Source organism: Pseudomonas sp. URIL14HWK12:I6 (assembly GCF_000514195.1).
Taxonomy (GTDB): Bacteria; Pseudomonadota; Gammaproteobacteria; order Pseudomonadales; family Pseudomonadaceae; genus Aquipseudomonas; species Aquipseudomonas putida_A.
The window spans coordinates 179,499-192,045 of record NZ_AZVL01000004.1 but is presented as its reverse complement, the minus strand read 5'-3'; the positions used below and the strand labels follow the sequence as shown (position 1 = coordinate 192,045).

At 56.5% G+C, this 12,547-nt stretch carries 12 protein-coding genes, 1 tRNA gene and 2 pseudogenes; 3 read left to right on the top strand and 12 right to left on the bottom strand.

All coding sequences use genetic code 11. The features are described 5' to 3' along the window. Positions 1-82: 82 nt before the first annotated feature. Positions 83-409, top strand: a complete 327-nt coding sequence (locus H043_RS0109060; RefSeq protein ID WP_027611566.1) for a hypothetical protein — start codon at positions 83-85, stop codon at positions 407-409. Here H043_RS0109060 and H043_RS28980 read toward each other — a convergent pair. Next, positions 381-905: a lysis system i-spanin subunit Rz gene (locus H043_RS28980; RefSeq protein WP_049827828.1), complete on the bottom strand. Its 525-nt coding sequence runs from the start codon at positions 903-905 to the stop codon at positions 381-383. The genes H043_RS0109060 and H043_RS28980 overlap by 29 nt on opposite strands. Next, positions 905-1,327: a cell wall hydrolase gene (locus tag H043_RS0109050; RefSeq protein ID WP_027611564.1), complete on the bottom strand. Its 423-nt coding sequence runs from the start codon at positions 1,325-1,327 to the stop codon at positions 905-907. The genes H043_RS28980 and H043_RS0109050 overlap by 1 nt, the downstream gene beginning before the upstream one ends. Here H043_RS0109050 and H043_RS0109045 point away from each other — a divergent pair. Next, positions 1,299-2,534 (top strand): acyltransferase, encoded by a 1,236-nt coding sequence (locus tag H043_RS0109045; RefSeq protein ID WP_081730200.1) that lies wholly within the window; start codon positions 1,299-1,301, stop codon positions 2,532-2,534. The two genes, H043_RS0109050 and H043_RS0109045, sit on opposite strands and share 29 nt — an antisense overlap. Here H043_RS0109045 and H043_RS0109040 read toward each other — a convergent pair. From H043_RS0109040 to H043_RS29655, 5 genes and pseudogenes are all read right to left on the bottom strand, one after another. Next, positions 2,524-2,859 carry a tail fiber assembly protein gene (locus tag H043_RS0109040; protein WP_027611562.1) on the bottom strand — a complete coding sequence of 112 codons (336 nt, stop codon included), beginning with the start codon at positions 2,857-2,859 and terminating at the stop codon, positions 2,524-2,526. The genes H043_RS0109045 and H043_RS0109040 overlap by 11 nt on opposite strands. Positions 2,860-2,862: 3 nt before the next feature. After that, positions 2,863-4,020, bottom strand: coding sequence for a hypothetical protein (locus H043_RS30635; RefSeq protein WP_049827827.1), 1,158 nt, complete (start codon positions 4,018-4,020; stop codon positions 2,863-2,865). Between the two features lie 19 nt (positions 4,021-4,039). After that, positions 4,040-4,720: a hypothetical protein gene (locus tag H043_RS0109030; RefSeq protein WP_027611561.1), complete on the bottom strand. Its 681-nt coding sequence runs from the start codon at positions 4,718-4,720 to the stop codon at positions 4,040-4,042. Further along, positions 4,720-5,037 (bottom strand): hypothetical protein, encoded by a 318-nt coding sequence (locus tag H043_RS0109025; protein ID WP_081730193.1) that lies wholly within the window; start codon positions 5,035-5,037, stop codon positions 4,720-4,722. The genes H043_RS0109030 and H043_RS0109025 overlap by 1 nt, the downstream gene beginning before the upstream one ends. After that, positions 5,034-7,748 (bottom strand): annotated as a pseudogene (locus H043_RS29655) (DUF1983 domain-containing protein); the annotation flags it as partial. The gene H043_RS0109025 and the pseudogene H043_RS29655, both read right to left, overlap by 4 nt. A 6-nt stretch (positions 7,749-7,754) precedes the next feature. Here H043_RS29655 and H043_RS0109015 point away from each other — a divergent pair. Next, positions 7,755-8,174 (top strand): annotated as a pseudogene (locus H043_RS0109015) (tyrosine-type recombinase/integrase); the annotation flags it as partial. 81 nt (positions 8,175-8,255) lie between these two features. Here the strand turns inward: H043_RS0109015 and H043_RS0109010 are convergent. The 5 genes from H043_RS0109010 to pheS all read right to left on the bottom strand — a co-directional run bounded on the left by H043_RS0109010 (position 8,256) and on the right by pheS (position 12,485). Then, positions 8,256-8,332 (bottom strand) — tRNA-Pro (locus tag H043_RS0109010). 88 nt (positions 8,333-8,420) lie between these two features. Beyond that, positions 8,421-8,777 carry a MerR family transcriptional regulator gene (locus H043_RS0109005; RefSeq protein ID WP_003179985.1) on the bottom strand — a complete coding sequence of 119 codons (357 nt, stop codon included), beginning with the start codon at positions 8,775-8,777 and terminating at the stop codon, positions 8,421-8,423. After that, positions 8,758-9,060: an integration host factor subunit alpha gene (ihfA, locus tag H043_RS0109000; RefSeq protein WP_002553164.1), complete on the bottom strand. Its 303-nt coding sequence runs from the start codon at positions 9,058-9,060 to the stop codon at positions 8,758-8,760. Before ihfA ends, H043_RS0109005 begins: the two co-directional genes overlap by 20 nt. A 3-nt stretch (positions 9,061-9,063) precedes the next feature. Continuing rightward, positions 9,064-11,442: a phenylalanine--tRNA ligase subunit beta gene (gene pheT, locus H043_RS0108995; RefSeq protein ID WP_027611558.1), complete on the bottom strand. Its 2,379-nt coding sequence runs from the start codon at positions 11,440-11,442 to the stop codon at positions 9,064-9,066. A gap of 26 nt (positions 11,443-11,468) precedes the next feature. Next, positions 11,469-12,485: a phenylalanine--tRNA ligase subunit alpha gene (gene pheS, locus H043_RS0108990; protein ID WP_003226365.1), complete on the bottom strand. Its 1,017-nt coding sequence runs from the start codon at positions 12,483-12,485 to the stop codon at positions 11,469-11,471. Positions 12,486-12,547 lie beyond the last annotated feature (62 nt).

The window sequence follows — 12,547 nt, the reverse complement described above, 5'->3', positions numbered from 1 at the left end:
CCTACAGCTCGTCGCTTCACCCTCGCCCACCTACCGCACCTCAATTACTGTATATGCAACCAGTAATGAGCAAGGCATTCCCGTGGACCCCCTCTATATAGAAGACACCGACGATTGGCTCGGCACCCCAACTTCGCTCGAAACCTGCCGGCACCAGCTCAGGATGTACGAAAACGAATTTGAAGCGCTCACCCTCAAGCTCGATCGGGCGATTGAAAATATTGAGGGCTTGGTTCGTGACAATGACGCGCTCACCCAGGAGAGAAATTGCCTTAGGGCAAAGCTTCAGTACGCCGAGGGGGACTTACTGAGCGAAAGGGGCAGGTTTGCGGACGTGGCGCACCAGAGAGACCACCTCTTCCATGAAAACCAGCGACTGCTCAGGGAGTTGCGTGAGCTGAAGAGCTGACCGCCTTCACATACGCCTGACACGCCTGCAGGGCAATCAGCCCCCGGTCGCCGGTGTCGGTGATGGCGATAATTCGTTGAGCATGCGCCGGGTCAAGTCTGGCTCGTACGGCTGCATGATCCACGCCGCCGGCGCCGGAGGTGGTTGGCACCCCACAGCCTTTGGCAGCGTCGGTTGCGTCGAGAAGGACTGACAACCGCAAATCAGAAGTGGCAAGGCGATCGCGCAGGCGATCCTGGTTTTTTTGAGCATCGGTCATTTTCTCGAAGTGGGTTTGCTCGCTGGCCGCCAGCCGCTGCTCGAGCGCCAGCCGCTTGTCCTGCTCGGCTTGTTGCGCGGTGGCGGCGGCTTGGGTCAGTTGATTGAGGGTTTCGGCGTGCAGCCGCGCCTGCTCAGCCAGTTGGCGGCCGTAGCGCCAATCCTGAAACTGCCAGGCGCTGCCGGCGGCGATCAGCACCAGTGCCAGCGCGCCCACCGCTTTCCACGTCACGACCATCACGGCACATCCCGGAAGAACACGTGCCCGCCCAACTTGAGCGTCTGCTTGGCCTTCGCCGCCCAGGCCGGCGCCTTGATGCTGGTGGCGTAGTAGTGGGTGGCACCGCCGGTGGGATCCGGCACCTTGCCGTCGATCACCTGGTCAGAAGCGATCCGGCATTGTGCCAACTCGCGGAATGGGATCTGCTTCACGCCGATCAGGAATTGATAGTTTGGGTCAGTCTTGTTCCAGCAACTGAACTGATACGGCTTTTGGCAGACCCCGGCGTAGCCCTCGCCCCACCACGAATTGGTCTTGCCATCAAACACGCGGTTGCGGATCGTCCAAGCCACGGCGATCTGTCCGGCCGTACCTTCGCCGCGGGCCTCGCCCCACAAGGTGCGGGCAAGAATGTCGCGGTCTTTATCGGTTGCAGTCATCACTTTTCTCCGTGCAAAAAGAAGCCCGCTCGATGGCGGGCTGAAGGTAGAATGCGGCGGCATTGCAGCTGTACTCCAAAAACTAAATTTGATGATCCACATGAACGCTATCCATTCCGCTAGCAATGATCGAACAATTCATCTTGATGGCATAAGAGGTGTGGCCGCTTTGGCCGTTGCTCTGTTTCACTTTTCCCGAGCTTTTGACAATTCTTTAATATCTGGCAGCCACCCCATAAACCGGACACTTTTTAGCACTTTATGGAATGGCCACTTTGCGGTCGCACTATTCTTTGTACTCAGCGGCTATCTATTTTTCAACAAGTTCCACTCATCAAATGTCATGAAGGGCGCAGAGGCTGCCGCTAAGCGCTTTCTCCGTCTCAGCATACCGATTCTATTCGTGTGCCTAACAGCATACGCCATTCACAAGTTGAATCTTTTTACTAATCAGCAGGCAGCACTGCTAAGCGGGTCTGATTGGTTAGCTCGTTGGTATAAATTTGAGCCAGATTTAAGCCTAGCTATAATTGAATCTCTTTGGCTAGACTTCATTGCGTTTGATCCGGCGCGCACGTACAACTCCAATCTTTGGACGATTTCCTACGAGCTGTTTGCAGTTATTGGCATAATTGCCTTAGCTATAGCGTCCAAAAACTTAAACAACTTTCTGAAGATTGTATTAGTAACCGGCGTAACCGCAGTATGTTACGGAACTCACTACTTTGAGTTCATGCTTGGCGCAGCCTTAGCTCTGGCATTAAAAATAAAACAGCCGAAGGCATCCTGTTTAATAGCAATCTCAGTAATTACAATATCACTATCTATGTCAGCGCTAGCTCTTCCAGCCGGAATATCAGAATTTGCGAGCGACCTACTATACCCGCTGGGCGCTACATTACTTATAGCTGCAGCCAGTATAAACGAAAAAATCAAGGACGCATTTTCAAATAGCTTTTTCGTAAAGCTGGGCGAGTTTTCTTTCGGCTTATATCTGATGCACTTTATAACCATCAACAGCGTAGCGTCATCTGTTTACGCAGCTACAGAGTCGCTTTCGTTAACTTTTATTTCTTATGCCGTCTCAACGACCGTTTTGTCGATTGGCTTCACATACATAATAGATCAGCCTTGGACAAAGCTATTAAATCGGATTTTCCGAAAGAGAAAACCTCTCCTGGAGCAGCCTTTGGAAATCAAAGCGTAGACTCAGGCCAATCCGGGGTGCCCGGCCAACCTTCGCGTTCGGGGGTTTTGCCTAATGCGCTTCGGTACTTTTTCAACACCCGCAACTTTGCAAGATCGGTATCAGTGATCTTTTGGATGTCATAATCATCCTGCAAAGGCTGAATAACATTGTTCACATCGGATATTCTGGCGTTGAGATCAGACCTGGCGGTCATCTCAGCCCGCTGACGGTCTGCTGTGTCGAGCAGCCACTGCGGGATCTCTTCCGCACAAGTTTCGTTTTCGGCCAGTTCCCAGCCTTCGCCGATGGCCCTCCACCCATTATCGGTAATCGCATAAGACATAATTTATCGCTTCAGTCCGTAACCGCGCACGCCGATAGAACTGCCGCCCGTGACAGCAGCGTTATTCCTGTAGTTGATCGTTTGGACTGAGCTGCACAAAGTGTCAGCCTGATAACGATTCCCGGCAGGGCACGAAAGTATTTCAATTGTATTTGCATACCCTACAATCAGGGTCCCGCCGCTCGGGGCGGCATAAAGCATCAAAATGCATCTTTGCGTTGTCGGAGGAATGAATGAAGAGCAGTTCACGGATGTAGAAGATGTGGCGGTACCGCCTGATAAGGCCAGGGTGGATGACGCGTCCTCGGTGTAGATAACCGCACCGTTTGAGCACAGGAAAGGCCTGAACCCTGTGGGCCCAACTCTGAGCGCGGCGATAAAGCGCATTGAGCTGTCACCGGTTTTCGTTCTTGCTGCCCCCAAATAAGGCGCGGCAGGCGGTGTATTTGAAAAATTAATATCGGGCGTGCCAAAGTTATCGAAGAGATATATGTAGTACCAAGTATTCGTAGCGGGGGCTAGACCAGTTTTCACTATTGGCGACGATATTTTGAGAGCCTTACTTGCGCCTGGAACATATGCAGCGCCCGTATCTATCCCAATGGAGTTTGCGGAATACCAGACCGGCAACAAACCTTCAATGTAGCTTTCCGCAACCCCTCCCTGCTGCGAGGTGATCGGCTTCGTCAGCGCAGACAGCTCTGTGATATCGGCGTTAACGCCTGATTTTGCTGCGACCAGCGTTGCGCGTGCCGTCGGCGCATCGACGTCATTGAGAAGTCCTTGAATGAAAACGGAAAGATCCGTGATCCCCGTGCCTCCCTTGTCCGGCGGCAGAACTTCGTAATTGCCAGTGGTGCCCAACGCTGCGAGCTTCTCACCGTACACGTTGACCAGCGCCCGTAGAGCATCCGCCGAATCCTTGACGTAGCCTTGCATCGGCGCCAAAGCGTAAATACCGGCGTTGTTGGTTGCGCCCTGATAGTTAGGCGAAATCGAGAGCGCGGTATCGCTCGCGATGTTGGTCACTTCGTACCAACCGCCATCGGGGCCGCGAAAGGCATCGCCAACTCGGCTATTGGCGATGAAAGCGGTACCTGTGCCAATTACGGCGTTGGAATTTTGGACGACAGAAACCGTCCCGGTTTTGTACCAGGGCATGGCAACTTCCTATAAAAAGTTAAGCGGCTTGTTTTGCGAAAACTGCCGGCAGGAAAAAGGCGAATGGGTTTGAAGCTGCAACCGTGATGGCGTAGAGCTTGCTGTTGGGAAAATCCCACCAGCAGTAAAGTTCTCGGGGTATACCGCTGCCTGACGGCATCGGCATGCCGAACGTATTGATCAACATGAATTCGTTTTCAGGAAAATTGAACGGAACGCTGTAGAAAATCCGTGTTAACCCTTGCTCGCTGATGTCGTAGGTTACATATGTCCAGTTCTGAAACGCCCGAGTGAAGGTGGCGTTCGGTGTGCCGGAGTCGAAAAGTAGCTTCCCTGCCCCATCCCACAATCGCATTCCGTATTGAGCCACTGGCTGAGCGCCGAAAGCCGCCACGAAGTAGCGTCCATTCAGACCGGCGGCGTTCACGTCGTAAGCTCTGACATAAAAGCCAGTCCAGTTACCTGCGGAGCCAAGAAGCCTCATTCGGCAAAGCCCGGCTATTCCGTTGATCGTGTCGGGCCGGACAAACACAAGTGGCGGTTCCTGAGAGGTAACCGGCCGCGCGAAAGTAGTAACCGACCCGAGCCCCGCCTCCTGCGTTGGTGCATACCGGCCTGATGCAATGACCATCAGCCGCGAGAACTCTGAATCCAAAGTCACGACGTTATTATTGTTCGTGAACTGAACGCCATAACCCATCAGCTCCACCTCATGACGCGCATTGTTCCGGACGATGTGGTGCTTGCCGCGTAAGTTCGCGTGTAGTTGTAGACGCGGACGACTCCGTCGAGCATCTCGGTTTCGAACTGCATTTGTGAGTCCGGATAGGCTCCAATCGGAACCACGATTGCGGTTCCATTCCCAGGTCCTACGCCGGGAACGGAAAATTCCTGTGTTCCTTTGCTCGCGCCGAGCGCAAAGGTCACTGGCACCGAGAGCACGACTCGAATCGTGAACGAGTTCTCATCCAGCTGGAGCGCCCCATCGGCGCCCCATATCCTTATGCCGTAACTCATGCGTTCAAATTCCCCCACTGATAGCGCTTCACGCCGTTCTCATCGAACACCTTGCCGCCATTGTTGTTGATGACCTGACGAGCGCCACCGCCCAGCGGGCTGTTCAACTCGAAGTTGCCAGCCTTGTCGATGCGCCAGCCCTGCACACCTGCGATGTAGTTGTCCGACTGGATGAAGAAACCGATCTTGGCGTTGCCGATCGAGGCGTCCTGAATAAACGCCGAATTCATGAACACCTGGCCACCCTGCACTGCAAACGGCACCGAGATGGCGCCGCCGGCAATTGTGTTGACGATGGCAAACCTGTCAGCACTCACTAGGAACTGGCTTTGCAAGCCTGCCGGGCCGTTCTCGATACCGAGGCCGATACCGGCAGCTATGTACTGACCAGTTCCAGAGTTGTACTGCATCTTCACAGACCAACTCGCCGATACCCTTCCGTTCACGTCATTTATGATCGACGTGTTTTGCTGGATGGCGGTTTGCTGATCCCCGACGGTGGTACTGAGCTGGCTCAATTGCTGAGCAGTTGCCTGCTGGTTCGTGACCACTACTTCTTCAAGCAGCGTGACGTTTGCCGAGTTTTCGGCCACCACCGCGGTCAGTTCAGTCTGGCGTCGAACGGAGGCTTCGTTTTCGGAGGCTCTGACCTTCTCTTCTGTGGCAATCGCAGCAGTGCTGGACCAGCCTTTTAGGGCATCCGCCAGTTCGCCCTCGCCATTGTCATCTCGCGGAGCCGCGCGCAGTGCCTGAAACGCCGTCGCCTGCGCTGTGACCGCGCCGTCGAGTTCGGTAATCTCGGCAGTGTTGGTGGCCACCTGCTGGGCAAGCCCGTTGGCAGTTTCCACGGTCTGGCCCACATCGAGCCAATAGAGCGGATTGGGTGGAGGGGTGTTCGCTGGGACCGGACCGGTGGCTTGATAGATCCGTTTGCCCTGCACCACCAGGTCGTACTCTTCGTAAGTATCGTCCGGGTTGTAACCCTTCAATCCGTCGAGCGCATCGATCTGTTCCTACAAGCCTGGGATTTTGTCGATCTCACTGACAATGTCCTGCCCAATCTCGGTACGACCGACCTTTCCGGCCATCGCCGCGAGATACGCGGAAACGTCATTTGAAGTCTGGGCTGGGACGTAAAGGAACGAGCTTTTCCCATAAGCATTCGATGAACGAATGAAGTAGTAGTTCTTCCAGAACCCCAGGCCTGTATGGGTGAAGGTCAGCCCCTGCCCCAAATACTCAGCATCAGCAGACGTTGCCGTCGGCGAGGTGCTAAAAAAATACTCGTAGGTACCGCCATTCAAGCTGTTTTGCGAGTTGCTTGGGATCAGCACGATGTTGTCGATCGAAGACTGCACCACGCAACTTTCCGGAATGGGCGGTCCGTTGATGCTGACGGTGATCGTCGCCTCGCCGGAACGTGCCATTGGCCCTACCGCAGCCACACTCATCGTGTAGTTGCCAGACGGCAGGCCGTTGATGGCGATTTCCGTCGAAGTGGCCGGTACGTTGTGGGACTGCACTGCGGTAGCGCCCTGCCGGACGATGACGATGTACTCCTTGACGATGCCCGTCGGCGGCAGCCACGACAGCACGCCCTGAGTCACCTCGACAGTGGTGTCCTGCGTCCACGTGACTGCACTCGGGGTACCGAGACCGCCGGCCGGCAGATAGATGAATCCGATCGGGTTGTACGGTTGGCCCACGGCATCATCGAAGATCGCCGCCTCGTACTGTTTGACCTGGACGGTGCAGCCTTCGCTGTCGCCCATGGACCAGTCCGAAACGATGAACTCGCCCAGGATGTTCAGCGATGGCAAGTTGACCCGCACCACGCGGCCCGGCCGGCAGTTGTAGCCGGCGAAGTTCATCGGAATGCTGATCGCTCCGCCCGCGCGCCGACGGCGCAACTCAATGTTCGCCAGGCGCTGGGCCTGATACGGATCGGTAACGTAGGAATAGGTCAGCGTTTCTGCCGCCTCTCCGCCGTCCTCAACAATCCATTCAGCGACACTGACCTCGGGGTAGTCGGTTTCCGTCCAAGACTGCGACGGATCAATGAACGTGCCCCGGACGGTATTGATTGCCGAGTCATTGGTCGGCTCGGTGCTGCCGGTCACTGTGCCGATCACCATGTCCTCGGTGATCTCGAAGTCATACGGACCGTAGTACGCGCCCGCCTGAAGCATCCAGCGACCACCAACGCGGATCAGGTGACCACCGCACGCCGCTTCCAGCTTCTGGAGAACGCCCGTGCGTTGTTCATCCGCGCCGATCACGCACCCACTGCGATAGCGCTGGCTGGTCGAACCATCGGCGTTGGTCAGCGCCTCGTCGCACACGTTGGCATCGCTGGCGAAGGTCTCGAACACGATCTCGTCATCCGGTACGCCGCAACGCGCACGCAGGAACCAGAGCAGGTGCAGCGCGGTATTGGCGCTATAAACAGCGGTACCGGTGCGCGGGTCGTAAACGTCGTTGCGGCCGCGCACTACGAAACGGGTATCCGGAATGCCCGACGGGAATTTCTCTGCGCTGTACTGCAGCGATACCCGAACGAACGACAGGCCCCTGCCGATCTGGCTGTCCTTCCAGTCTGGGCAGTTGGCCTTCAGGAAGGCGTTCACCTGGGTCGGATTTACCACCAGCTCGTAAGTCGCCTGCGCGCCGTAGCTGCCGATCTCTTCCTCGCCGAGGTAGATATTTTCGAGCGTGAGAATGACGTTGCCAAGTCAGTAATCGAGAAACAGCGCGGCAAGCATCCGCTCTACGTGTTCCCGTTTGGCAAGCCAGATGGTGATGGGAATGAAACGACAGTTCACCGCATGAATGACTCGGCCTGGAAGAAGGCACGCATCCGTGCGGCGAAGAAGTGGCAGGAGAAATTCTTGCGGCCGGCACATGACGGCTTTGCCAGAATCCGAATTCACGACTTGAAGCACACCTTTGGGAGAAGGCTGCGTGCTGCAGGTGTGACTGAGGAGGATCGGAAAGCACTGCTCGGCCACAAGAACGGGAGCATCACTAGCCACTACTCAGCAGCGGAGTTGGATCAGCTCATTGCGGCGGCAAATAAGGTATCAGCAGCCGACTCGCGCGCACCAGCGCTGACGATTCTGAAAAGGAGGGAAGCGTGAAGAAAAGGCCAAGGTCACTCGGAAAGTCACTATGGCAGAAACAACAAAGCCGCTCGAAAGCGGCTAAGTCATTGAAAAATATGGTCGGGACGGAGTGATTCGAACACTCGACCCCTAGCACCCCATGCTAGTGCGCTACCGGACTGCGCTACGCCCCGACTGGTTTGAAACCTGCCCTTCATCTCGAAGAGCGCTCAAGAATATATCGCAAGCTTTTGAAAACTGGAAGTATTCAAACGCAGCTTTTTATTTCTTGAGCACCACCAGCACATCTTCAAGCTCAGCGATCATCTGGCGGATCATTTGCTTGTATTGGGTGGTGTCGTCTTTGGCTTCATCACCGGACAAGCGCAGACGCGCGCCGCCGATGGTGAATCCCTGATCGTAAAGGAGCGCGCGGATCTGCCGGATCATCAGCACGTCCTGGCGCTGATAATACCGGCGGTTTCCGCGGCGTTTGACGGGGTTGAGTTGAGGAAACTCCTGCTCCCAGTAGCGCAGCACGTGTGGTTTTACCGCACACAGCTCGCTGACTTCACCAATGGTGAAGTAGCGTTTGCCCGGGATGACGGGTAGTTCGTCGTTATGACTTGGTTCCAGCATAAGCCTCAACTCGGGCCTTCAACTTCTGCCCTGGACGAAAGGTGACCACACGGCGAGCCGTGATCGGGATTTCTTCCCCCGTTTTCGGGTTGCGGCCAGGCCGCTGGCGTTTGTCCCGAAGGTCGAAATTGCCGAAACCGGACAATTTGACCTGCTCGTTGTCTTCAAGAGCGTGCCTGATTTCCTCGAAAAACAGTTCAACCAATTCCTTGGCTTCCCGCTTGTTCAGGCCCAGCTCTTCATACAGACGTTCCGCCATCTCAGCTTTCGTCAAAGCCCCCATACGTCACTTCCTTAACGTGGCGTTCAACCTTTGTTCGAGCGAGGTGAGGATATTTTGCGTCGTCGAATTCACCTCATCGTCATTAAGAGTGCGCGATGGATGCTGCCAGGTCAAGCCAACTGCAAGGCTTTTTCTATCAGGATCAATACCTTTACCCTGATACACGTCAAACAGCCTGAGATCCGTGAGCCATTCGCCTGCATTTTCACGAATTACGTCCAATACAGCCGAGGCCGCGACGTCTTTGTGTGCGATCAGTGCAAGGTCACGACGCACTTCAGGAAAACGCGACAACTCGTGGAATTGCGGCATTTTTCCGGAAGCGACTTCAGCCAGAACCAGCTCGAAGACGAAGACCGGACGATCCAGGCCCAGGGCTTTGGACAGCTCAGGGTGGATCGCACCGATAAAGCCGACTTCACGCCCGTCACGTTCGATGCGCGCGGTTTGCCCCGGGTGCAGCGCCGGGTGTTTACCCGGAGTGAAAGTGAAGGTATCCAGTGCACCGGCAAAGCCCAACACCGCTTCAACATCAGCCTTCACGTCGAAGAAATCGACGGTGTCGCGACCCTGCGCCCAACCTTCCGGCAGACGGCTGCCGCAAACAACACCCGACAGCATCGGTTCTTGCTTCAGACCTTCCAGCTGACCGACGAAGCGCAGACCGCTTTCGAACAGACGCACGCGATCCTGCTGGCGGTTCAGGTTGTGCTGCAACGCCTTGACCAGACCCGGCCACAGCGAAGAACGCATGGCCGCCATGTCATTGGAAATCGGGTTGGCCAGCAACAGCGGCTCGACGCCCGGGTTGAACAGTTCGAACTGCTTCGGATCGATGAAGCTGTAAGTGATCGCTTCCTGATAACCACGGGCAACCAACAGACGACGCAGTTCAGGCAATTCGCTGCGCGCTTCAGCCTTGGCTTGCGGCGCCAGACGCGCTTGCGGGTAACGAACCGGCAGACGGTTGTAGCCGTAGAGACGCGCCAGCTCTTCGATCAGATCGACTTCCAGACTGATGTCGAAGCGATGGCTTGGCACTTCTACGCGCCACTGCCCTGCGCCGTCAGCGGAAATCTTCAGACCCAAGGCGCTGAGCAGACGCTCGACCTGCGCCGAATCCATTTCCATCCCCAGCATCTGGGTGATGCGCTGCGCACGCAGGGTGATCGGCGCGATCGACGGCAGGTGCTGTTCGCTGACGGTCTCGATGATCGGGCCGGCTTCACCACCGGTAATTTCCAGCAGCAGGCCAGTGGCGCGCTCCATGGCTTCACGGGCCAGTTGCCAGTCCACGCCACGCTCGTAACGGTGCGAGGCGTCGGTGTGCAGGCCGTAGGAACGAGCCTTGCCCGCCACAGCGATCTGATCGAAGAAGGCACTTTCCAGGAAAACGTCGCGAGTGGTTGCGGACACACCGCTGTGCTCGCCACCCATTACGCCGGCAATCGCCAGAGCGCGGGTGTGGTCGGCAATCACCAGGGTATCGCTACGCAGGCTGACTTCCTGACCGTCGAGCAAAACCAGCTTCTCACCCTCTTCCGCCATACGCACGCGGATGCCGCCATTGATTTCGGCAAGATCGAAAGCGTGCAGTGGCTGACCCAGCTCAAGCATCACGTAGTTGGTGATGTCGACGGCAGCGTCGATGCTGCGCACATCGGCGCGGCGCAGACGTTCAACCATCCACAGCGGGGTTGGTTTGGACAGATCAACGTTACGGATGACACGACCCAGGTAACGCGGGCAGGCGGCAGGCGCCAGCACTTCTACCGGACGCACTTCGTCGTGCACAGCCAGAATGGTCATGACCACCGGGCGAGTGACCGGCGTGTCGTACAGCGCACCCACTTCACGGGCCAGACCGGCCAGCGACAGGCAGTCGCCACGGTTCGGGGTGAGGTCGACCTCGATGCTGGCATCTTCCAGATCCAGGTACACACGGAAATCTTCGCCCACCGGCGCATCGGCCGGCAGTTCCATCAGACCGTCGTTGCCTTCACCGACCTGCAGCTCGGCTTGCGAGCACAGCATGCCGTTGGACTCGACGCCACGCAGCTTGGCCTTCTTGATCTTGAAGTCGCCCGGCAGTTCGGCACCGATCATGGCGAACGGAATCTTCAGGCCCGGACGCACGTTTGGCGCACCGCACACGACCTGGAAGGTTTCCGCACCATTGCTGACCTGGCACACACGCAACTTGTCGGCATCAGGGTGCTGCTCGGTGCTCAGCACCTCGCCCACAACCACGCCGCTGAATACACCGGCGGCCGGGGTCACGCTATCGACCTCCAGACCCGCCATCGACAGACGAGCAACCAGCTCGTCGCGACTTACCTGCGGGCTAACCCAGCCACGCAGCCATTGTTCACTGAATTTCATCCTGCTCTCCTAAGAATTCGTTACGACTAGCGAAATTGCGCGAGGAACCGCAAGTCGTTGTCGAAGAACAGACGCAAGTCGTTCACGCCGTAACGGAGCATTGCCAGACGCTCGACACCCATGCCGAAGGCAAAACCGGAGAACTCTTCCGGATCGATGCCGGACATGCGCAGCACGTTCGGGTGCACCATGCCGCAGCCCATGACTTCCAGCCAGCCGGTCTGCTTGCAGACGCGGCAGCCTTTACCGCTGCACATCACGCATTCCATGTCGACTTCAGCGGATGGCTCGGTGAACGGGAAGTACGAAGGACGGAAACGGACGGCCAGCTCTTTTTCGAAGAACACCCGCAGGAATTCTTCGATGGTGCCTTTGAGGTCGGCGAAATTGATGTCGCGATCGACCAGCAGGCCTTCGACCTGGTGGAACATCGGCGAGTGGGTGATATCGGAGTCGCTGCGATACACACGGCCTGGGCAGACGATGCGGATCGGCGGCTGCTTGGACTCCATGGTGCGGACCTGTACCGGCGAGGTATGGGTGCGCAGCAACATGTTCGCATTGAAATAGAAGGTGTCATGCATCGACCGGGCCGGGTGGTGACCTGGGATGTTGAGCGCCTCAAAGTTGTGATAGTCGTCTTCGACCTCAGGGCCTTCGGCGATGCCGTAGCCAATGCGGGTGAAGAACTGTTCGACTCGTTCCAGAGTCCGGGTCACCGGATGCAGACCACCGGAGGTCTGGCCACGGCCCGGCAACGTCACGTCAATGGATTCGGCAGACAGTTTGGCAGCCAGTTCGGCTTCTTCAAACAAAGCCATGCGCGCATTGAGAACGCCTGTAACACGCTCCTTGGCAACGTTGATCAGGGCGCCGACTTGCGGACGCTCTTCTGCCGGCAAATTCCCCAGGGTCTTCATCACCTGAGTCAATTCACCCTTTTTGCCAAGGTATTGAACCCGGATTTGCTCCAGGGCATTGATATCTTCAGCGCTTTGCACAGCCTCTAGTGCTTGAGAGACCAGCGCATCCAGGTTTTCCATGTACAGACTCCAGATACAAAATAGGGGAAGAGCTTGAAGGCTCTTCCCCTATTTATGACGTT